Here is a 22,311-nt window from a genome sequence, read left to right as displayed (position 1 = left end):
CTATAAGGATACCTTTCTATAAGGATACCTTGGCCTTGTCCTTGTCCTTAGGATCCTTCGATCGATTCTTTCGCCTTCGCTGTGCCATCGATCCCGAGCCGATAGCCAATCGCCAATCGCCTTGTCCATCGCCGGTCGGATTGAATGGGTAGAGGATGCGATCGAACGACGAAGGGATTCGAATCGCTCAGCTCGGGGGCATCCGAAGCGCCCCGTCGAGTCGGATGACGCCGCCGTTGAGCATGGCGTTCTCGACGATATGGATCGCCAAGTCCGCAAATTCCTCCGCCTGCCCGAAGCGCTTCGGAAAGGGGACCGAAGCGGCAAGGCTTTCGCGCGCCTTATCGGGCAATCCGGCCAGCATCGGGGTATCCATCAGTCCCGGGGCGATGGTCATCACTCGGATCCCGAATTTGGCGAGGTCTCTCGCCAACGGCAGTGTCATCCCGACGATCCCCGCTTTGGAGGCCGAGTAGGCGGCTTGCCCGATCTGCCCGTCGAAGGCAGCGATCGAGGCGGTGGTGATCATCACCCCGCGCTCGCCGCCTTCATCGACGGGTTCGAGTGTACTCATCTGCGTTGCGCAAAGACGCATCACGTTGAAGGTTCCGATCAGATTGATATCGATGACATCGCGAAAAGCGTCGAGCGAGGCCGGTCCGTCTCGTTTGACGATCCGCTCGGCGGCGACGACCCCGGCGCAGTTGATGCAAATGCGCGCCGGGCCATGCTTTTCGAAGGCCCGATCGATCGCCCCTTCGGTTTGCGCGGCATCGCGGATATCGCAATGCAGCCCCATCCCGCCGACTTCTCGGGCGACATCGGCGACGGTTTCGGCATTGGCATCGAGCAAGGCGACCTTGACTCCGGCGGCGGCAAGCCGGCGAGCGCAAGCGGCGCCCATCCCCGAGCCTGCGCCGGTGATGATTGCGGATTGTCCTTCGATCCTCATGGAAGATCTCGCAGGTGAAGTGTTATCGAGGGTATCGGGAGATATCGATGCCGGTTGCAAGCGGCGAAGCCGTTTCTTTCGAGCGCAAGGAGGAAGATGAGGGCGGTTGGCTTTGATCTTGCAGGCTTCGATCGCCGGCGCCCGATTTCCATCTCTTCGATTTTCATCCCCCCGATTTCCATCCCTTTCGAGTCAGATCTGCTCTTGGGGAGCCGGATCCTTTTCGAGCAGGTCAAGGAGTTCGTCGAGGCTGCGAATTTCCGCATCCGGGGTGCCGGGCAGGCGCTCCCTCGCTTGGGAAAAGCGGTTGCACCAAGCGACCTTAAAACCGAAACAGGCCGCAGCGGCGGCATCCCAGGCATTCGAAGAGGAGAAAGCCGTTTGCGAGCGGCCGATATCGAATCGCTCGATGGCCAATCGGTAGACATCGGGAGTCGGCTTGTAAAGACCCAAGGCGTCCACGGAAATCACCGCATCGAGCAGATCCCCGATCCCGGCTCGGCTCACCGCCGCTTCGAGCATCATCGGCGAACCGTTCGAGAGGATCGCGGTATGAAGACCGGCGTCCTTGATAGATCGTAGAACGCCGGGGACCTCGGAGTAGCAATCGAGGGTTAGGTAAGCGTCGAGGAGATCCTCTCGAAGAGCGTCATCATCGACGGCGTGGGCGTCGAGGGCGAAATCCAATCCATCGGCGGTTATCTGCCAAAAGTCGACGTAGCGTCGAGAGATGGTGCGCTGCCAGCTGTATTCGAGCTGCTTGCTTCGCCACAAAGAGGAAATCGCATCCGCCTTCTCCCCCAAACGCCACCGATGGCGTGCGACCGCCGAGTGCACATCGAAAAGCGTGCCGTAGGCATCGAAGACACAAGCCCGAATGCCGATGAATCTCCCCTTCGCCGCCGGGGGGATCGTTCGGCCGGATCGCAGGGTTTGGCTCATGCGCTTTTTCCTCGGGTATTCGCTCGGCGGCGGATGCGGCAGCGGATAAGACGCGCGTAAGATGCGCAAGCACCCCGCCTAGCATACCCTCGATCGGCGCGATCTCGCACCTCCTTGGCTGTCTTGCCCCGCTTGCCTTGCCCCCGCCGGGATCGACCGCTCATTCAAGCCGATGGATTCTTCGATATCCGATATGCGCTCCTTCGAATGAGGGTCGAACGGCGGCAAGGATGAGATCAAAGCAGATCTTCGGGATTGAACTCGTCGATGGAAATCTGCCGATCCCGGGGCAAAGGACCGCTTTGGAAGGCGCGGGCATCCTCCTCGAGATCGAAGAGCTCCAAATCCGTGACCGATTTATAGCCCCCGGCGATATATTCCTTGAAGACCAGCATCGCGATATGCCTTCTGCCATCGCTTAGGTCTTCCAAGTAATCGCGGTAGCTACCATCGTGGCTCATCAGCAGTACATCGCCCTCGTGCTCGGCGATGGCTGCGAGCATTTTCTGAATCCCTTCGTCGACCACCTCTCGGGCCGTCCCCTCGGGTCCGGTGAGCAGGACGGTCCGAAATCCGATCGACTTGAGCGCTTGGATGAAGGGCCATGGGATGTAGGAGGTCGCATTGTGAAAAAAGAAGGGCTTGACGTTGCGACCGCTCCAGAGATTTTTGGCGAATTCCAAAACCCGATCCCAGCGGGGGCGATCCTCTCCGGTGGGCTGGTGCCCGATGATGCTCCCCAAGGTCCCGTCAATATTTTCGCCGTCGACCAGAAGATAGAGATCCTTCGAATCTTGGCCGGCACTGATCGTTATCATTTCGATTTTCTCTCGCTGAAAGTTAGGGATGGATGCTCGGTCGGCATGGATTCGAGCCGGTCTTGCACCCGGTATTTCAATCCGAAGGGAAAATCCCCTTCTCGTGAATGGTTAGACCATCGATATCGCCAAAAGTTGCGCACTTTGTGCGAATAAAAAGAATTTTTTGAAAAACGGAATCGTCCAAGGCCCAAGGGTTCCGGCGATGGACGAAAGGTTTTTAGCGCTTGTTCAGTGTACCCAATGCCGCCATCGGTGGTTGGCATTGCTCCCGATCGAGGTGGCCGGTCAACGGCGTGAACACCCTCGGATTGCTTCTTCTTGCCGATATCGCTCGCTTCGAGCGGCTTCGAGTCTCGCTCGCTTTTCGCCGCCTTTCGAAGAATTGTCGTTCCCCGCCCTCGCCCCGACGAAGGCGGGATCGTGCGCGATTTTCCGGCGCATCTTCGAGCCTCGGTGCGGGTGTCCCTGACAGAAGATGCAATCGGGGATATAGTCTACCCTTTGGCGGTGCCCGTGCCATGGGTCCTTCGATCCGCTTGGGAGTGCGCAAAGCACGCCTTGCCGGCTCATCGAGCTCCCTGCCGAGCTCCCACGGGCGTTGCATGAACGCTTTATCGGCAGGTCTTCACGAGAGCCGGCTGCTTGTCATATCCCGACAAGCCCATCGTCCAATAGGGAGGTTTTTCGAGAGATGATCGATTTCGTGGTGCACGACGAAGGCGATAGCGTCGGTGTCGTGGTGGTCGAGGGGGTCGAAGCGGGCGCGGATCTGACCGGTTGGATCATGGATCAGGATCGGGAGATTGCCTTTCGGGCGGTCAGCGATATCCCGATCGGCCACAAGCTCGCGATCAAGCCCCTGCAAGCGGGTGATACCGTGATCAAATACGGGGTGGATATCGGCAAGGCGGTGGCGACCATCGCTTTGGGCGAGCACGCCCATGTGCACAATATCAAGACCAAGCGTTGGTAAGCCCGTCATCGTGCGAAGCGCGATATCGGGAAACGCAGGAGAAAAGCGAAGATGAGCATCGATTTATCCTCTACATCCTTTCGCGGATTCCGTCGCGAGAATGGGCGAATCGGAGTTCGCAACCACGTGATCATTCTTCCCGTGGACGATCTGTCGAATGCCGCCTGCGAGGCGGTATCCAATAACATCAAGGGTACGATGGCGCTTCCCCATCCCTACGGGAGGCTGCAATTCGGGGCGGATCTCGATCTGCATTTCCGTACGCTGATCGGAACCGGAACCAATCCCAATGTCGCTGCGGTGGTGGTGATCGGGATCGAGGAGGGTTGGACTCGGCGGGTGGTGGATGGCATCGCCGCCTCCGGCAAGCCGGTTACCGGCTACGGCATCGAGATGCATGGCGATCACGAGACCATCATGCGCGCTTCGCGCACCGCTCGCGAGTATGTGCAATGGGCTTCGGAGCTCGTGCGCGAGGAGGCCCCGCTTTCGGATCTATGGGTCTCGACCAAGTGCGGGGAGTCGGATACCACTTCGGGCTGCGGTGCCAATCCCACGGTCGGCAACGCCTTCGACAAGCTCTATCGTCATGGAGCGACGCTCGTTTTCGGGGAGACCACCGAGATCACCGGCGGCGAGCATCTCGTGGCGGATCGCTGTCGGACCCCGGAGATTCGCGAGCGCTTCATGTTCATGTTCAACCGCTATCAAGAGATCGTCGAGCGTCATAAAACCAGCGATCTCTCGGAGTCCCAGCCGACCAAGGGAAATATCGCGGGCGGGTTGACCACGATCGAAGAGAAAGCCTTGGGCAATATCCAGAAGATCGGCCGCGAGTGCATGGTCGACGGGGTGCTCGACAAGGCGGAGGCCCCGACCGGCTCCGGCCTTTGGTTCATGGATTCCTCCTCGGCGGCGGCGGAAATGGTGACCTTGTGCGCGGCCTCGGGTTTCGTGGTGCATTTCTTCCCGACCGGACAGGGCAATATCATCGGCAATCCGATCTTGCCGAATATCAAAATCTGCGCCAATCCACGCACCGTGCGCACGATGAGCGAGCATGTGGATGTCGATGTTTCCGGGTTGCTGCGTCGGGAGATGACCCCCGACGATGCCGGAGATGCCTTGCTCGACATGATGCTGCGCACCGCCAACGGGCGATTGACGGCGGCGGAGGCTTTGGGGCATCGGGAATTCGTGCTCACCCGTCTATACGAGAGCGCTTGATTGTCGGGCGGATAGCTCCTCTCTTTCGAGACATCTCCCGTCCATCGGATCGGCGAGGCCCGTTTTTTCGATTCGGCTTTCGATCTGGCTTTCGATTCGGCTTTCGATTCGGAAATTCTTCGGCGGAAGACGGTGATCCGTCATCCGCAGATGATCGTTCCGCTCTCATTCCTCGTCGGCGATGGCGGGCGCTCTTGCATGAGTTGCCGCCGGCAATCGCCCCATAGCACTTTTTACAAGCGCGAAGCCGTGGGCGATCCCCTCGTTGCATCGGCGTTTTGCTTATCGGGAGGTAAGACGAGATGTCTTTTCGCATCGATCGTGTGGTATTCGCATGGTCTCGTATGGAAGCGTTGGCCGGAGCCTTTGCACGGGTAGGCCTCTCTACCGACTATGGCGGCATCCACTCGAACGGTGCAACCCATTTCTCCACCTTGGGTTTCATGGACGGGAGCTATATCGAGATCGTCTCGGTGCGTCAGCCGGGTCAGCAGGCCCCGGTCTGGCAACGCCATATCGAAACCGACGGCGGCGCCTGCGCATGGTCGATCACGGTGGACGACATGCATCGGATCGGCACTCGCCTGGCCAATCTCGGAATACCGCTCGACGGCCCTCGGGATTCCGCTCGCCGCCGTCCCGATGGCGAGAGCGTCGAATCCGAAATCATGTTCGTCGGGGCCGATGGCATGGGCTCGCTCCATCCCTTCATGGTCAGTGACCATACCCCCCGCCGAAACCGGGTGCAGGTATCCGAAAGCGTGCGTGTCGGCGAACTCGAGGGAATCGACTCGGTGTTGATTGCGGTGCCGGATGTCGAGGCCGCAGCTCTTGAGATGCAAAGGATCTACGGTGCCGGCGAGCCGGTCGATATCGATTCTTCCGCTTTTCCCGGCCGCATCATGCTCCTCGAAGGCGAACCGGTCAGCCTCGTCTCCCCTGAAAGCGCCGACGATCCGATCGCCGATCTGATCGATCGCTACGGTCCGACCCCCTGCGGGTGCTTGATCCGAAGCCGCGATATGGCCGCCTCGCAAGAGCGCTTGCCCCTTTGCCCGACCGGGGTTTTCGCCAAGCGCCCGTTTGCATGGATCAAGTTCGAGGGCTTTGACAATCTCAATATCGGGGTGATCGCAGCGGAGTGAAGGGGGGATTTCCACAGGGATCCACCCCACCCATCGTTACGATCGAGCCTCGAAATCCGGCGGATCCTCATGCTGCGATAAAGGGATGCTACATACGAATAACGTGCGAATACGAGATAGAAGAAGAGACTGATATCCGCAAACCTAGGCTGTTTTCACGCCATCGGCCACGAGCTATCGTTCTCCGATGAGGCGGGGCCGGAGGCTCTCGAGGAGATTCGAAAGCCTCGCACGGGCCAGCATCGCCTTTGCCGAAAACAGCAAAATAAAGCGGCTTGAAGGCGCAAGTTTTTTGGAAAAAATCGATGAATTTAGAGGTTGTTCGTTGCCGAATAAGGTCGTCGTTGGTGATCGTGGACGGATTAGGGCTTGGATGAATCGGATTGTGAAGCGGCACCCGAAGCGGCGGGCAGCGGTATCTCGTGCACCCATCCGAAGCGATCCGGCTTTTTCGAGGACGAGTTGTACTGGATATCGGTCAGCTTTTCGAAGAGCCTTTTCGTCAACTGCCCGGTGCCCCCGTTTTTGACATGGTAGACCTTTCCTCGGTATTCGAAAGAACCGACCGGTGAGATCACCGCGGCGGTGCCCGCTCCGAAAACCTCATCGAGCTCCCCGCTTCTTTGCGCACCCAATACCTCGCCGATGGCGAGGCGACGTTCTTCCACCGGCACCCCCCACTGTCTGAGAAGTTCCAAAACCGAGGCCTTGGTAATTCCATCGAGGATCGTATCGCCGGGCGGGGGAGTAACGACCGTGCCCGACATCATGAAAAGGATATTCATCGAACCGACTTCTTCGATGTATTTGCGCTCCGCTGCATCCAACCAGAGCACTTGGGAAAAGCCGCGGCTCGAGGCCTCTTTCTCGGCCTTGAGGCTGGCCGCGTAATTCGCCCCGGCCTTGATCGAGCCCAAGCCCCCCGGCCCGGCCCGCGAATAGCGATCGCAGACGGTGATATTCACCGGATTGAAGCCCTCCTGATAATAGGCTCCGACCGGACCGGTGATGATGAAAAAGAGCACTTCCTGCGCGGATTTGAGGCCGATATAGGGTTCGGTCGCGATCATCGTGGGGCGGATATAGAGCGAGGTTCCCTTGGATTTCGGGATCCATTCGTGATCCAGTTCCACCAATTCCCGGATCGCTCTCATGAAGATCTCCGGATCGACCTGAGGCAGATCGACCCGAGATGCGGATTGGTTGAAGCGCGCGGCGTTATCCCGAGGCCGAAAGAGATTGATATTCCCCTCCGGGTTGCGATAGGCCTTCAATCCCTCGAAGATCGTCTGGCTGTAGTGCAATACGAGAGAGGCGGGCGAGAGCTTGAGATCCGAGAAGGGCCGTACGGTGGGGTCGGTCCATCCGCCTTGTTCGGTCCAGCGCATCGTGAACATGTGATCGCTGTAGATCCGTCCGAAGCCCAAAGCGCTTTCGTCCGTAGGCTTGGGGCGCCTTATTTCGGGTGGCGCTATTTCGATTCGAAATTCCATCTTGAGTCGTCAGCTCCTTTGATAACCGCCCCTTGCCCGGCACGAGCCGCCTTGGTCCGAACCGCTCCATGATACGCCGGATATCGTACCCGTATGCCGGTAGGGGCGAGTCGATTTTCGATCGAAGATCCAACCGAGAACCGGTGCCTTTTTCCGAGGGAGAACCGAATCTTTCATTCCCCGGAGCCTGCCGACGGATTTCGCAGACGACCCACCGATGAGGTCGATCCAGTAAACCGCCTGCAGCCGGATAATAGCCTTTAAGCATACTTCGTTTTAGGCAAAAATCACTTTTTCTTATGGGCATGCGCTTTTCTCGGCAAGATCAGCGCCAGCCGATATCCTTATCCTAGTCACAATCTCGGCTTCCCGCCGTTCGCGCCATAAGCCCCGAGCCCGAAATAAAGAGCCTTAGGGGGTTGCCCCTTCTTGGGTATTGGGTATGCGAAGTGCGAAAAAAAAGCGAGCGCCCGCGAAGCGATGTGCCATGCGCTCGCAGGTTCGCTCAGCCTACCTTGTCAGCCTACCTTGGATGAGTAGCAACCGCGCCCGATCGCAACCACCTCGCCGCGATCGTCGATGACATCCACATCAACCACGCCGATCGTTCGTCCGGCGCGGCGTACCTTGCCGATCGCGGTCAAATCGGTATCGATCGCAGGACGCAAGTAGTCGATTCGCAGATTGATGGTCGGTAAAGGGCCGCCGTAAACGATGGCCAAGGCGAGATCTCCGGCGATATCGACCACCGCCGCCATCACCCCGCCGTGCCACTGCTTGGATCCCGTCACCCGCTCGAACTCATCGCGCATCGGAACTTTTAGGGTCAGCGTTCCGGCGCTTTCATCGAGCGAGATCACTTTCGGCTCGCAGAAGCGATGAAAGGAGGCTTTAGCCAGCATCTCCTCGATCTTTTCAGGGGTGATCGTCTCGCTCATGGAAGACTCGGGCTCTCGATGGGGTGGATGATCGCTGTTGATGATTCAGTCTAACGGGCGCAAAGGGCGGGGGCGTTCGGAGCGCCCCGAACCACGGCGCCGAGGACTCGGATGTGCAGGAGATGGAAAGCGGGAAGGATTGGATGGAATCCCGAACGGGCGGCAAAAAGCAAGAAGGCAGCCCGTAGGCCGCCTTCCGAGGTGTGCGAATTCTCGCTTGTTAATCTCAGCGAAAACCCCATTCCCTAACCCGCAGTATACGCAACGAGCTGGCAAACGCAAGCCGACGGTGTAATATTCCCGTCATCTTAGGTGGTCCCTCCATGACAAGTTGTTTCAGTACCCCATTCCCCCCATCGTATAATCTCAAACGTGCTCTTCGTAGATTCGATTGGAGATGAAACGGTGGAAACAAAAGACGCGATCAAATATCGATTGGGCTTGGATGTGGGCACCAATTCCCTCGGCTGGGCGGTGATCGAATTGGATGAGGACGATGCGCCTTGCGCCATTTTGGCCGCGGGCTCTCGGATTTTCTCCGACGGTCGCGAGCCGAAGTCCAAATCGACGCTCGCGGCGGATCGCAGGCAGGCCCGGCAGATGCGCCGTCGTCGCGATCGCTTTTTGCAACGTCAAACCTACCTGATGGATCAGATGCGAAAGATGGGTTTGTTTCCGCCAAGGGATTCGCAAGAAGCACGGGAGATGCAGAAAATCGATCCCGTCGAACTGCGGGGACGGCTGCTCACCGAATCCGCACAGACGGTCCTTGCCGATATCCGAAGCCGTAGAAACCGGCTCGGCCAACCGCTGCTGGCACCGGGAATATCCGAAGGACTCAAGCCCCAATATCTGATCGGACGAGCCCTGTTCCACCTCAATCAGCGCCGCGGCTTCAAGAGCAATCGCAAGGATCGCAGCGATGAAGTCACCAGTGGCAAGGTACACGGCTCCATCCGTGAACTGCTCAAACAGATGGGATTGCCCCAAGATCGCATCGATGCCATCAAATCCTTGAAAGAAAGAGCGGATTTGACCTACGGCTCGTTCCTGTGGAATCGCCGCCGCAAGGGAGGCACCACCCGCGCCCGCATGGGCGAAGATGGCAAGCTCTACGAGATCTATCCCCAGCGGGAACTCTACGAAGACGAGTTCGAAAAACTCTGGAGTGCTTGCTCGCAAGAGTTCCCCGAGATATTGGATCCGAGCAATCGCGAGAAGATCCACGAAGTGATCTTCACCCAGCGTCCGCTCAAAGCCCAGGAGCGGGGACGTTGTGTCTATTGCCCGGATGAGGATCGCACCTACCGTGCCCTGCCGAGTTTTCAGCGTTATCGCATCCTGCAAGAGGTGAATAACCTCTCATGGTCCACCAGCAAGGGTACCAATGAATTCTTGCGAGATCATATCGATATCCGTGATCGAATCATCGGCGATCTCGAGGAAAAAAAGTCACTCGCCTTCGAAAAGATGAAAAATTATCTGAAGGAGGCGGAGATCGTCGATGAGAATATCGTTTTCAATTTCGAGTCGGAAAGACGCAAAGGCTTCGATGGCAATATGACATCGTTCGAGATGCGCAAGGATAAATGTGTAGGGCCGCTCTGGGACGAATGGGATTTGGATCGGCAAGATGCATTTATCAATGCGATCTTCGAACAGGTACCCGATAAAAAGCGCTCCGGCGAATATCGTGAGCAAACCGATGAGGAAGTTCTGGAACGGTTGGTATCCGACTTCGGCCTCGATCCGGAAAAGGCCGAAAATTGTTTGAACGCTCGGTTAGATGACGGCACCGCCAGCATTTCTCCCAAAGCGGCACGCCTTCTGTTCGAAAAGATGAAAAACGAGTGTTTGCATCAACCGGACGCCGTAGAGGCGCTATCCGCAGAGCGGGATGATTTCGAAAATCCCTATACGCGTGCCGGAAGAGGGAAGGTGATCGGCCATCTACCCTATTATGGAAAAGCATTCGAAGATGGTCGCCATATTATTCCCGGCAAGCGGAATCCCGAGGATGAAGGTAATGACCTGCAATACTACGGTGGGATTACTAACCCTACCGTGCATATCGCCCTCAACCAGATCCGTATTGTCATCAACGAACTGATTCGGCGATTCGGTCTCCCACATTCGATCGCCATCGAGTTGGGTCGGGATTTGCCTCAAGGCGCCAGATATAGGAGTGGATTCGAGCGACTCCAGTCCGATAACCAGAACAAGAATCGGGAGATCGATGAGAAGCTAAAAGAGCTCGGTCAATACCCGAATCGTGATAATCGCTTGCGTTTGCAGATTTGGCGCGATCAAAACGAATGTTGCCCCTATACGGGGGAGATGATCAGCGTTTCGGATTTATTCACCGATCGCGTCCAAGTGGATCATGTTATTCCGTTCAGTAGAACGCTGGATGACAGTCGCGCCAACAAGGTTGTTTGCTTTCAAAGAGCCAATGCCTTCAAAGGAAATAGGACTCCTTGGGAGGCGTTCAGCGAAAGCCCGCAGAATTATCACTGGGAGTCTATCGTGGAACGGGCGCGATCCACGACCTATCAAACCAAGAGGTATAACAGTAGAAAGAAGCGATGGGAGGATATGACGCTAAGCCAAGGGCGCAAGTTTCAGAAGGATTCGATGGATAGATATGAAAGAGAAGGTGGCTTTCTTGATCGTCATATCAACGATACCCGTTATATCGGGCGAGTTGCCAGAGAGTATCTGGAGAACATCTGTGATTTCAGGAAAATCGATGTTGTTACGGGTTCCCTGACCGCGCTATTGCGCAAATATTGGGGGCTGAACAGCATCTTGAATAATAGAGATAATGATGACCAGCCGAAGAAGAAAAATCGAGACGATCATCGTCACCATGCAATCGATGCCATTGTCGTTGGCATGACATCACGTTCGATGTTGCAGAGAGTCTCCACTGCTACCAATCTCGGAGGGAAGGTCGAATCCGATAAATTGCTCATTCGCAACATCGATCCGTGGGAGAAGTTTCGTACGGATGTTCGAAATGTAGTGGGAGATATTAATGTCTCGCACCGCCCGACTCATAAGGGATCGGGAAAGACCGGTGCGAGAGTCACTACGGATGGTCAGCTACACAACGATACGGCCTATGGAATTGTCGGCGAACTTGACGACGATAGAGTCGTGCTGCGCAGAAATATCTCTCAAATCACCGATCCCAAGAAGATCGAGAGCATCAGGGATAACTATCTGCGGAGTGTTTTTCACCAAGCATATATAGACGGCAAAGCCAATGGCGTTGCCAGCAAAGCGAAGGAATTGGGTATCCGATCCATCCGTTGTATCGAGAACCTGAGCGTCATCCCCGTCCGCGATGCTTCGGGAAAAGCCTATAAGGGCTATAAGGGGGATAGTAACTGGGGACTGGAAGTTTACGAATATCCCGCCGGACACGAGAAAGAGGGGAAGTGGGAGGGTATCGTGATCACTCGTTTCGATGCCAATAGCAGCGGCTTTCAGCCCGGCGTGACCCGTCGTCCGCATCCTGCGGCGAGGCTTGTTATGAGGCTGCGTGTGAATGATTGTATTGAGATCGAAAAAAATCATACCACGCAGACTCTTCGAATTCAAAAGATAAGCAAGGATCGTATCTATATGGCTCCCCTCTGCGAGGCCAATGTAGATGCAAGAGATCGATCATCAGAGGATATTTTTAAATTTCTACCAGCAGGCTTAGGAACGCTCAAAAAAATAAAAACCCGCAAAATCCACGTCAGCCCGACCGGCCTCATCAACTACGAGAAACGCTAGTCGTCACTCATCATGGTCGGTCAGATCGTCGAGATCACCAAACCGGGTTGCTATTTGCGCAAGCATCGCGGCTTCATGGAAGTCAGCGAGAATTCCGAGGTCATCGGACAAGTTCCACTCGATGATATTGGCTCGGTGATCATCTCGGTATTGGGGTGCTCGGTATCCACCGCCCTGATCAACGAGTTGGCGGAGTTGAACATTCCATTGGTCATGTGCGGCAGTAACTACCTGCCCACCAGCATGACCCTCCCGGTGGCGGGTTATGGTAGACAGCTGCATGTCATGCAGGCCCAGATCAATATGAGCGAACCCAGACGCAAACGCCTCTGGCAAAGAATCGTTCGGGGCAAGATCAAGAATCAGGCGGCGGTCATCAAGAGCATCGGCGAAAGTAACGAACGTCTCCTACGTTTGGCGGCATCCGTTCGCTCCGGGGATACCGGCAATGCCGAGGCACAAGCGGCCCGCGATTATTGGAGAAGGCTCTTCGGCAAAGGCTTTCGCCGCAATCGCGAGAACGTCGATCCCTTGAATACATCACTCAACTACATCTACGCCATCGTGCGATCATGCGTTGCGCGCGGCATCAGCAGTGCCGGACTGCACCCTTGCTTCAGCTTGCACCACAAGAATCCGCAAAACCCGATCAATCTGGTTGACGACCTGATGGAGCCCTACCGCCCGATCGCCGATTACTTCCTGTCGCTTCGGGTCAACCTGCTTAGCGGTAGGCTAACCCCCGAAGCCAAATCCGAGTTGGCGGCAATCACCAACCTCCCGATCCCGCAAGGAGAAGAAGAACCGCCCCTATCCTTGGCCGCCGCCAAAATGTGCCGACAAGTGGCCCGCTACTACCAAGAGGAAGTCAGCGAGGTAGTCCTCCCCGAACTACCCTATCCGCTGCAGGCAATGGCAGGATGAGTCGGCGTACCTTCCTGAGCCCTTACCGGATCATGTGGGTCTTCGTCATGTTCGACCTGCCAGTAGGTACCAAAAAGGAACGCAAACAGGCGACCGTCTTCCGAAATGACCTACTGAACCTCGGCTTCGAGATGTCCCAGTTCTCGGTCTACCAGAAATACTGCCACTCGACAGAGAAAGCCGAAACGGTCGACGGACAGATTCAAAACCTCCTGCCCCCGGGCGGAAAGGTGGACATCCTGACAGTCACCGACCGCCAATTCGGCAACATGCGCCGCTTCTATGCCCGAAAAGACACCGGAAAAAATGCCGGAAAACCAGGCCAACTACACCTGTTCTAATCAGGTTTTCTCGCCACCCAAGGGCAAAAAGCCCTTGGATATCAGCGAGATACGCGCAAACTGATTATACGATGGGGGGAATGGGGTACTGAAACAACTCCGCTTTGGTCATGGTTCATCTGTACGAGTTCAAAATTTAAGAGCACTATGACCAGAAGGCTGAAATCTACTATACGGATGTGCTCGTTCTCACTATGTCAAATCTCTCCTCTTGCACGGACTTCAACCGCAGACGCAATGCGGGTGCGAATTTCCTCATAGATGGCAATGTCAATGCCCTCGGCGACTTCCAGAGTCACGGCGATTCCATAAGCTACGGGTTGATCAATTTTTCCAGCATCCTTTCGGCAATTGACCTTGATGGTTAGCGCGTCTTCATCAGTTAGTGGAACGGCTTGATGCCCGTCAAACACTTCATGCTGAACGGTACCTCTCCTAACAGCGTTCCAGTCCGCATTCTGTCGATCAGATGCGAGATCTTTTCTTGGAACTTCAAACCATAAGCTCGCAGCGCGATAGCGTTGGGTGCTGGCTACTACCGGAGATAGCCAAGCCAGAGTCACCGTCAGCCGTCGCCACTCTCTGCGCGCACCCAACGATGGAGGCAATGGCAAATTGAATAAGTGAGCCTCTCCATCGCCGAGTTGCCCAAAGCCAAGCAATGTTGCCCGCTGCTCGGTGCAGGACAGAACCCGTTCGCTATCGGGCACGCCGTATCCGAGCCAATTACTGATCCAATTCCGAACCTGCCGAGCATTACTTGGTGTCCGAAGAATTTCCTGAAGTCGATCTCCAACTTTGCCCCAAGAGCAACCATGAATAACCATCGCTTTGAGTAACGGAGCCAGATACGTATTAAACTCAATTTCGGGAGATTGCTCCTCAAGTATGTCAAGCAGTGTGTCATGAAATACAGCTGCCATTCTAGAAGTCAAAGCGGCGGCGTTACTGGTTCCATAAAGATAGACGGTCTTGTTCAGTTCGCCAGATATGGCGCTCGATGAGGCCACCTTGTTTCCAAGAGCGCCTTGCGAGACTCGAAGAACGTCAAAACTCGCATTCGTCGTGTTATCTAAGGGAGTCCTGTAAAGAGCTCGACCTCCGTTGAACAGAAGGTCCGGCTTGATAGCCCTTCGGTAACCGCTTCCAAACGGGGACGCGGGGCTGGGCAAAAGGCTTTGAAACAGATTCACCGCTTGGCCAATGTGGCTGACGACGGCTGCATCATTGTGGAGTGCACCTACCGTTACACCGTTGATGCTTTCGCCTGGGGAGAAAATCTTCCGGTGTCGCGCATCTCTGTACAGTGCTCTGACGATACTGGCTTCTTTATCGCTATCCGCCAAGGCATTGAACTTCGCTTTCGGAATGCCTGTATCAATTCTCCTTGAGTGATTGCCCGCACTAATGATGAATAGAACGCCATACTTCACACTGAGCCAATCTAGAAGGCGAGCCAATGGACTTAATGCTTGGGTAAACGGTCGGTGCGGATCGCCAATGGAGAAATTGATAATTCTGATTGTTGGTGCCGCTGCTTCAGCCGAGCCCTCAATCTCGAACATGCGGCGGACGGCCCGGTGAATATGATCGACCAACAAGATATCGTCTGGGATCTGTTCCGGGTACGGAGATTCAAGCGATGGGGTGGGTTTCATAATTGGTCGCACATAGACATGGCGTGCCAACGGCGGCTCGTCATCACTCAAATCGCCGCGAACAACCAGAGATGCCATAGCGGTTCCGTGCGCTCGTTCCGGAATGTTGTACGCCGAGGCGTAATTGTCCGGATCGTCGATAATCAACCGATCCTGAAGCAACGCATGATTGGTCAAAGGCAGGCCGTCGAGAATTGCGACAATAGGGTCGCCTGTTGGGAGACTCACCTCTTCTACTTCGTGATCCAACAACTCATCTTCAACCAGACGTTTTCCTGCTGCCATCTGCCCAACTGGCCTGAAAAACATCACACTGTCGCACTTGATCAGCTCTACTTCGGGATGATCAATAATTTGTTGAGCGGCATTGGCAGGAATTTCCGCGAGCAAGGCGTGGTAGGCAATATTGGGGATGGTGCAGTTTCTCAACAACGATCCGCCAAGTCCTTCAATGAGTGCCTGAACTTGCTTTTGAGCCTCTTGGCGCTTATCGTCAGCGCCTCGGAACCACAATTCGATCTCGAAACGGATGGCACGGCCCCCGTCGTATTTCAAGTCCTCGCACCAAATATCAAGAGCACCCGTTTCCTTGATCCGATCTTGAACACCCCACCGGCGGATATCCTTGAGATGCCTAAATACATCGCGGAACTTGGTCAGTCCATGCTCGAAGGTCATACTCGGGTCCACTTGATATCGCTTCCATAGCGAGAGCATTTCACGTAATGCCTGCTGGTTGGTCATGACGAAATAGAGTCGCCCGCTGAGTTCCTTATCCGCATTCTGTTCGTTGTAGAAATCCTCGTCGGGCACGATTTCGTCAGTATCCAATTCGTCCATCCATTCGAGCCCGGCAATCCGCTTAACGGCATTGGCGAAATTCTCGACACTGCCAACCGTTTCGATCACCAGCACCTGCTCCGGTTCGGCCCCTGCGGCAGTCTGCTGCAGCTCGACACGCCGCTCATTGAACTCGGTTTGAAGTCGGGTGAAAATTGGAGAAAGCCGTTGGCCTTGCCTGTCAATAGACGGTTTGTGGATATTTGGAAAACCTGAACGCCGCCGAGACCGGTCGGCGGTTACCGGTGTTGGAAATAGCAATAGCGGGCGGTCTGCCATTATTCATCGCCTTCATTTTGCGGTTTCGCCTTGACCGTCCGCGCCGCCCAGTTCTTCAGGGTGCGGTCCACGATCTTCTTGATGTCGGAGCAGGGCTGTCCAAGCACGTACTGCCGGAAGACACTTGCTCCGAACTCTTCGGCTTCGGCGAAATTGACTCCATAGAGCTTCTTCGCCATGGTCTCTGGCGTGTAGCCAAGCGGCAAGTTGATTCGCTTCTCAAATTTGGCGAACCATTCGGCAAGCCGCGCGCGCGTAGGTTCGGGCAATGTCATGCGAACTTGGAACCGCCGCCATACGGCGCGGTCCAGCAGTTCGGCGTGATTGGTTGCCCCGATGACAACGACATGGCTCGGCAGCGCATCAATCTGCATGAGCAGCGAGCTGACTACGCGCTTGATCTCTCCCGTTTCGTGGCGGTCGCCGCGTTCCTTCCCCAAGGTTTCAAACTCATCGAAGAACAAAACGCACTTCCGCGTGCGGGCGTGTTCCAAGAGCCGATGCAAGCGAACCGCCGTTTCCCCGAGATAGGTTCCGACAACGCCTTCGTAACGGACGATCAATAGTGGAACCATCAGGGCGTGAGCGAATGCCTCGGCCAGCGAGGTCTTCCCGTTCCCTGGAGGGCCGATCAACAAGAGGCGGTTGCGTGGCTCCAAGTTGTATGAACGCAGCAAATCAATCCGGTGGTGCTCCTGCGCGACCTCTTGAGAAATCTCAAGCACCTCCTTGGGCAAAATCAGGTCGTCGAATGATCGCTCGGGCATCACCTCTTGGAGCAGGTTGGACACCTTCTGCTCCAGCACCGTGCTTGCACCATTCGGGGCGGCCCTATCGGCGGGCATGGCGCAGAGCAAGCCCTCCAGCTTGTTGGCAAGGACGGTATGCCTCTTCGCTCTTTCCTCGGCGATGATGGCTTCGACGACTTTCCGAAATCTCACCTTGTCGCCAGCCATTGCAAAGCGAACAAGGTCGGTCAGCAGATCGGCTCTAGCCATGGGTGGCCTCCACGTGGATATCGTCGTCGGCAATCATGCCTGACCCTCGATGATCGACCAAACTCGATGGTAGCTAGCCCCGCGCTCGCCCATCGCCTTCGTCCACTCGCTTACGTTGGTCGCTCGCAGCCGCCCACGCACCCGGTGAAGCGGCTCTTCCGCAGTGACACCAAGATGTCTTGCGAGTTTCGGCGCCGCAATTCGCGGCACTCCGAGAAGCCTTAGAGCGACGGCCTCGTCGGTGTTGACCCCGTAGTACACACGGGCAGGAAGATTGCGCAGGCTGCGCTGCTCCACTGCCGACATCTCATCAAAGTCGTCTTTGAGCATGAGCGACTGCAATGCAGATAGCCCCCAAGATGCGGTTTGTGTCAGCCTCCCGAACACGTTTCGGCAGCACTTGGTTATTGCGTCCACGGAATTCGCCTCGGCATCGCTGCCTTCTTTCTCGTCAGGCTGAAAGTAGTCGGTCGCCATCTCGGTCAGAGGACGCCCTTGGACCCAATCGCAGATGATTCGGGCGAGCATGTCTCCGTTTGGACTTTTGCCTCCGGTGACATCCCTGAGCGGCTCTCGAAGCTCCGGCACTTGCAGCAGCAATCCCATCATCCGCCGGAGGTCGTCTTTTCTCCCGGCGAATAGCTCGGGCGACCAAACATCGTCGGGCAACTGTTCTTGCCCAATTCTCGCCAAGGTATTGCTGACCGATTCCCAAGAGAATCCGGTTGCATCTACCAAGGCAAGCGGTTTGCCCTTGATTCTTTCCGCGTAGGCGTACACGCCCTGAACCAAAGCGTCTGCCCATCCCTCGTGGCTCTTGCGAAGTGCTTGGAAGCCAAGCGTGCCTCGTAGAACCTGCTCGACTTGCTCTGCGAACTGCTCGTGGTTCCCGATCTGCCGGTACGTGTGTGCCAGATATTGAACGAAGGCGGACCAACCCGGCTGATACGAAAGCGACTCCAATCTAAGCAGCGAACCTTTGTCAGCCACAGATTGCACCATCTCGATAAGCGTCGAGTTGAGCTCCGCAACGGAAGAGTCGATGAACTGCCCCAGTGCTTGTTGCTTGTTGTCATCTTGCGCGGCAAGGGCGATGACACCCAAGTCCTCTTGGTCCACACGGCCCGCACGACCGGCGATATTCCAGAAGTCTTGGGGAGGCATATCGATGCGAAAGGGGAACTTGCGCGTCCGGTACTGGTGACTTGCAAATACGATGCCGGAGACAGGGAAGTTTACGCCTTGCGCGATGGTGGTCGTAGCGACGAGAACGCCAAGCCGACCGGTTTCCGTCAGCCACTCGACGAGCGTGCGTGCGTCCTCGGACATGCCCGCGTGATGAACGCCGATGCCATATTCGAGCAGGTCAGCGAGGGGGAAATCCTGTCCCATCTCATCGATGAGAAACTGCTGCACATGTCGCAGGTCGCCGTCGAGCGCTCTCCTATTCTCGTCAACCCGAAAAGTGTCGGCGATGCGCCATGTCGACGCCGGCGTGTCTGCAAGCACAATGACCGTGCCGCGCTTTTGGAGGATCTGCGCCGTCGCAGCGGCAATCTTCCCCTGCGATCCATTCACTTCGGACCAAGCCAAGCCCAAAGGACGCTTTTCCTGAAAGTCGATCCGCTCCGGAATATCGAGGGTGTTGCGAGACGTGTGCCGTGAGAGAAGCGATATGCTGAAATCGCCTTTGCTGTCACCGCGTTCGGCACGCGCGATGGCCACGACGCGATCATTCGGCGTCCAATCGACACCGAGGTCGATGCTCTTGTTGCTGTCGGGCGACAGCCAGCGGGCGATTTCCGCTCCATTGGGGATGAAGGGGGTCAGCAAAAGAAACTGAGCGTAGCGGCATTCGCGGTTGATGGTCGCAAGAAGGAGTTCGAGCTTGATCCCCCGATCATCGGAAGCCAAACCGTGCGCCTCGTCCACGACGACAAGCGTGAGGGGGCGACCAATCCTCTCCTCCCACCCGCCGCGCAGCATGAGGTCGAGCTTCTCCGGGGTGGTTACCAATATCCGAAACTGCTGAGCACTGTCAGCCTCGGTCAGCATTCCGGCTTCCAAGCCATCCACTTCGAGCGCCGGGCTGACTTTCTCCACAACCGTGCCAAGATGAGAGAAATCGCGGCGCAGTCGCACCGTCAACTGGTTCACCAGCGCGCGTGTGGGCGCCAAATATGCGATCCAGCCCTTTTCTTGGTCGAACTGGTTCAGCGCTTGAAGAATGCGAAACTCCGCGATGAACGTTTTACCGCTCGATGTCGGCAGACTCACAACCACAGAGCGATGACCGGATCCCAAAAGGCCCTCTTCGCGCAAGGTACGCCTCTGCGGCGGCAGCATTTCGAAGATTGGGCGGCGGGCTGAATCGCGATCCATCAATGACTCGACGAATCGAGTCACCCTGCTATTAACTGCGCGGGTAACCGTCCAGATACTGTTGTCGACCATCAGGCGGGAAACTCGCGCGAGCCGACGAGACATCACCTCCAGCTCGATGAGCCGGCCGCGAGCCGATGCGCCGATTGCCCGGTCGAACTGAGCTTCGAGCTGCTCGCGGATGTCGTAATGCCCATCGATAGAACCCTGCCCGAGATAGGTTCCCAACAGATCTGCGGCCTTCGCCAGATGGTATTGGGCCATGAGTTCCCAAGCCGGTTGAACGTCCTGGCGATCCTCGGCCGCTTGCAGGAACGCCGGTTCGACAGATTGCTGGGCACGGCGAAGAGCGACGACTCGCTCTTGGACGATATCGAGATCATCCCATCCCTGTTTTCGCAAAAGGTGCAACCAAACATCCAAGACCGACGACCAAACCCGAATGCCCCAATCCGGTGAATCGAGAGGTAGCACCGGAAACGGCCGCTCCGTAACGATGCGGCGGAAATCCGCCGAGCGATCTCCGATGACCGCAAGACAGCCCAATCGCACAAGCCACTGCGCAGCCGCTACCGGCTCTTGCGGCCATGCGAGCGTTCTTGCTATCTGAAACGTCTTCCCGGCAATGTCTCGAAGCTCCAACGTCCGCTCTTCGTCATCGAGTGCGTCGAACAGCTCCAGTTCGAGTGCGTTCGTGACGAACCGAATCTCCCGATCATCCAGCTTTTGAGTTGCGGAGCTCAGTGCTGCAAAAAGCCGACGCCGACTCGCCTCGGTCGATATCTCGCCAAGGCGATCTGCACCAAAGGCGGCATCCTTGACGAACTCTTCGGCGGACGAGGACATCACAGTTTTCTCCGGCTTGCTGCACGGTACTGCTCCGGGTCCTCCTTGACAAGATTGACTTCATATCGTCGCCGATCCAGAACCTCCAAGAATCCCATTTCATGGCCATCCGCTATGGTGACCTTGCCTTTCGATTCAGTTACCGCAACACCCGTTTGTTTGCAAAGATCCATGAGAAGTGATTTGTCGATATTCTTGTTCTCACCATTTGCAAGGATTGAAGCGAGATATCGAGCAGCGCGGGGACGCTTGGCGGCATACTCCTTGATGCCGTCGAACACAACGAAGTTGAGTTCGGATTGAATCGCTTCAATGTTCTTGGGCACAGCATCGAGAATTGCCTGCCGGAGTTTTCCGGCGAACTCAAACCCGCTGGGATGCAGGATGTGAACGTTCGCCGAATCCACGAGAAAATCGAAGTCGTTGTCCAGCTTGAAAATAGTGTCTTCGATGACTCGCAACGTATCGTCAAGTATGCGCACAAGCCTGTTCTTGCTCTTCAGCATGCCCTTGAATTTTGATGCCCTACGCAAGGCTGTTAGGTGCCGGTTCTGGTGGTCGGTAAAGCGTGCGAAATAGCAAAATACATTGGACGGTTCGGCCAACGCTCCAGTGACGATGTCTAGGTTCGCCGCATCGTGCAACTCACGAATGGCTGAAACCATTTCATCATCTTTGGGCAGGTAGAGATACTCGATGCTGCCGTGCTTTTCGGATGGCTCATATCTTTTTGGACCATCCTCGTCTTTCTGCATCGCGGCCCATGTCTCCTGCACCATGTCGCGTAATGCGGTCTTCACATTCTTATCCACTGGCAATGCCACGAAGGCCTGTTCGTTGTCTAAACCAACGCCAAACTCCGTTGTCTGCACATTCGCGAGATCAAATTCGAGATTCATGTGTCAGCCTCCAGATATACCGTGTTACTTAGGCGATAAGCGACCAAATTCTCGCCAGCGGTCAGACCGGGTCTGCGGGTAATCAACACGTAGTGTGTATTTCCGGTGATCGAATTGCCATCGACCGGTGAATACACAGTGAAGACTCGGTAGCCTCGCATGGCAAAGAATAGGTTCATGTAGTGCAAATTCAGATGCCAGAACAGGAAGACAATGAGCACGAGCGCGGCCAACATGGCAAGGAGTTCGCGCATATTGCCGGGGTCTTGCGAATAAAGTGGCAGCAGCATCGAAAACAAATAGACCAAAAGATGATTGCGATGGTCGTCGGCTCCGCCGATCTTAATATTGCGGCTGTCCTGTTGCTTCTTGGCCTTGCAGATTCGCAACCATAGGAAAGCGTTCGGCAACAGAAACCCCAGCGCGCAAAATCCGAGGAAATAGATATCGGGGATCAGGCTATTCCCGCGAATCGCCCACAGAATAAACAGCGGTGAAATACTGCTAAGAACCATCAGCAGACGGGCAATCTTCAGACCTTCGCTGTGGATACGGAAGGCTGGCTTGGGCATCACATAGCCTCCGGTTTCAGCTCAGATTCTATTTTGAAGCACACGGCGCCGCTCAACAGACTGGGCAGCAAGCAATCTCGAATCGCAGCGAGATTCGAGGATTGTTGCTGCGATGCCGGCAACAGATGAAAAATCGATGTAATGACGGCTTCGAACGCTGGCACAATATCGCCTGCCGGTTTGATCACCAACAACCCATCAAAGGTTGCGCATGTGATGGTCAGGACTTCGTTCTTGGTTCGAGCCATAGAGTGGCTCCCGTTCAGTTGGTGGTGCAAATGCACTGCATCTGACC

Annotated in this window: 17 protein-coding genes; 6 read left to right on the top strand and 11 right to left on the bottom strand. The window is 56.0% G+C overall.

Translation table 11 applies throughout. The annotated features are described in order from the left end of the window. Positions 1-187 precede the first annotated feature (187 nt). From BF99_RS0102020 to BF99_RS0102000, 3 genes are all read right to left on the bottom strand, one after another. On the bottom strand, positions 188-952 hold the full coding sequence (locus tag BF99_RS0102020) for an SDR family NAD(P)-dependent oxidoreductase (protein ID WP_025769550.1): 765 nt from the start codon (positions 950-952) through the stop codon (positions 188-190). A gap of 192 nt (positions 953-1,144) precedes the next feature. After that, positions 1,145-1,894: a haloacid dehalogenase type II gene (locus tag BF99_RS0102010; protein WP_081759076.1), complete on the bottom strand. Its 750-nt coding sequence runs from the start codon at positions 1,892-1,894 to the stop codon at positions 1,145-1,147. A 236-nt stretch (positions 1,895-2,130) separates the two neighbouring features. Then, entirely contained in the window at positions 2,131-2,712 is a 582-nt protein-coding gene (locus BF99_RS0102000) for an NYN domain-containing protein (protein WP_038096934.1), read from the bottom strand. Between the two features lie 694 nt (positions 2,713-3,406). Here BF99_RS0102000 and BF99_RS0101990 point away from each other — a divergent pair. The 3 genes from BF99_RS0101990 (at position 3,407) to BF99_RS0101970 (ending at position 6,060) form a co-directional block, all read left to right on the top strand. Beyond that, entirely contained in the window at positions 3,407-3,688 is a 282-nt protein-coding gene (locus BF99_RS0101990) for a UxaA family hydrolase (RefSeq protein WP_025769546.1), read from the top strand. 51 nt (positions 3,689-3,739) lie between these two features. After that, entirely contained in the window at positions 3,740-4,915 is a 1,176-nt protein-coding gene (locus BF99_RS0101985) for a UxaA family hydrolase (protein WP_025769545.1), read from the top strand. 302 nt (positions 4,916-5,217) lie between these two features. Beyond that, complete coding sequence (locus tag BF99_RS0101970) at positions 5,218-6,060, top strand: VOC family protein (protein WP_081759064.1); 843 nt, start codon at positions 5,218-5,220, stop codon at positions 6,058-6,060. A gap of 362 nt (positions 6,061-6,422) precedes the next feature. Here the strand turns inward: BF99_RS0101970 and BF99_RS0101960 are convergent, their stop codons facing one another. Together BF99_RS0101960 and BF99_RS0101955 are read right to left on the bottom strand one after the other, a co-directional pair. Further along, positions 6,423-7,553, bottom strand: a complete 1,131-nt coding sequence (locus tag BF99_RS0101960) for a branched-chain amino acid aminotransferase (protein ID WP_025769542.1) — start codon at positions 7,551-7,553, stop codon at positions 6,423-6,425. A 518-nt stretch (positions 7,554-8,071) separates the two neighbouring features. Next, positions 8,072-8,491, bottom strand: coding sequence for a PaaI family thioesterase (locus tag BF99_RS0101955; protein WP_025769541.1), 420 nt, complete (start codon positions 8,489-8,491; stop codon positions 8,072-8,074). A 372-nt stretch (positions 8,492-8,863) separates the two neighbouring features. On the opposite strand from BF99_RS0101955, the gene cas9 reads away from it, so the two are divergent. The 3 genes from cas9 to cas2 are packed head-to-tail and all read left to right on the top strand — an operon-like array spanning position 8,864 to position 13,542. Further along, positions 8,864-12,277: a type II CRISPR RNA-guided endonuclease Cas9 gene (cas9, locus tag BF99_RS0101950; protein WP_373604453.1), complete on the top strand. Its 3,414-nt coding sequence runs from the start codon at positions 8,864-8,866 to the stop codon at positions 12,275-12,277. Between the two features lie 12 nt (positions 12,278-12,289). Beyond that, on the top strand, positions 12,290-13,201 hold the full coding sequence (gene cas1 / locus BF99_RS0101945) for a type II CRISPR-associated endonuclease Cas1 (protein WP_025769539.1): 912 nt from the start codon (positions 12,290-12,292) through the stop codon (positions 13,199-13,201). Further along, positions 13,198-13,542: a CRISPR-associated endonuclease Cas2 gene (cas2, locus tag BF99_RS0101940; RefSeq protein ID WP_025769538.1), complete on the top strand. Its 345-nt coding sequence runs from the start codon at positions 13,198-13,200 to the stop codon at positions 13,540-13,542. Before cas1 ends, cas2 begins: the two co-directional genes overlap by 4 nt. Positions 13,543-13,739: 197 nt before the next feature. Here the strand turns inward: cas2 and BF99_RS0101935 are convergent, their stop codons facing one another. From BF99_RS0101935 to BF99_RS0101910, 6 genes are read right to left on the bottom strand one after another with little or no spacing between them, the layout of a single operon-like run. Next, the gene (locus BF99_RS0101935; RefSeq protein ID WP_025769537.1) at positions 13,740-16,319 is read right to left on the bottom strand and encodes a S8 family peptidase; all 2,580 of its coding nucleotides are present in this window, start codon (positions 16,317-16,319) and stop codon (positions 13,740-13,742) included. Continuing rightward, positions 16,319-17,317 (bottom strand): AAA family ATPase, encoded by a 999-nt coding sequence (locus tag BF99_RS0101930; RefSeq protein WP_025769536.1) that lies wholly within the window; start codon positions 17,315-17,317, stop codon positions 16,319-16,321. The genes BF99_RS0101935 and BF99_RS0101930 overlap by 1 nt, the downstream gene beginning before the upstream one ends. A gap of 33 nt (positions 17,318-17,350) precedes the next feature. Continuing rightward, the gene (locus BF99_RS0101925; protein WP_025769535.1) at positions 17,351-20,545 is read right to left on the bottom strand and encodes a DEAD/DEAH box helicase; all 3,195 of its coding nucleotides are present in this window, start codon (positions 20,543-20,545) and stop codon (positions 17,351-17,353) included. Next, complete coding sequence (locus BF99_RS0101920; RefSeq protein ID WP_025769534.1) at positions 20,545-21,444, bottom strand: Kiwa anti-phage protein KwaB-like domain-containing protein; 900 nt, start codon at positions 21,442-21,444, stop codon at positions 20,545-20,547. The genes BF99_RS0101925 and BF99_RS0101920 overlap by 1 nt, the downstream gene beginning before the upstream one ends. Then, complete coding sequence (locus BF99_RS0101915; protein ID WP_025769533.1) at positions 21,441-22,016, bottom strand: hypothetical protein; 576 nt, start codon at positions 22,014-22,016, stop codon at positions 21,441-21,443. Before BF99_RS0101915 ends, BF99_RS0101920 begins: the two co-directional genes overlap by 4 nt. Further along, positions 22,016-22,264 carry a hypothetical protein gene (locus tag BF99_RS0101910; protein ID WP_156013122.1) on the bottom strand — a complete coding sequence of 83 codons (249 nt, stop codon included), beginning with the start codon at positions 22,262-22,264 and terminating at the stop codon, positions 22,016-22,018. The genes BF99_RS0101915 and BF99_RS0101910 overlap by 1 nt, the downstream gene beginning before the upstream one ends. Between the last annotated feature and the right edge of the window lie 47 nt (positions 22,265-22,311).

This window comes from Thioalkalivibrio sp. HK1, assembly GCA_000583135.1.
Taxonomy (GTDB): Bacteria; Pseudomonadota; Gammaproteobacteria; order HK1; family HK1; genus HK1.
Note: the sequence above shows the minus strand (reverse complement) of the source record. Positions and strands in the feature narration are given on the sequence as shown.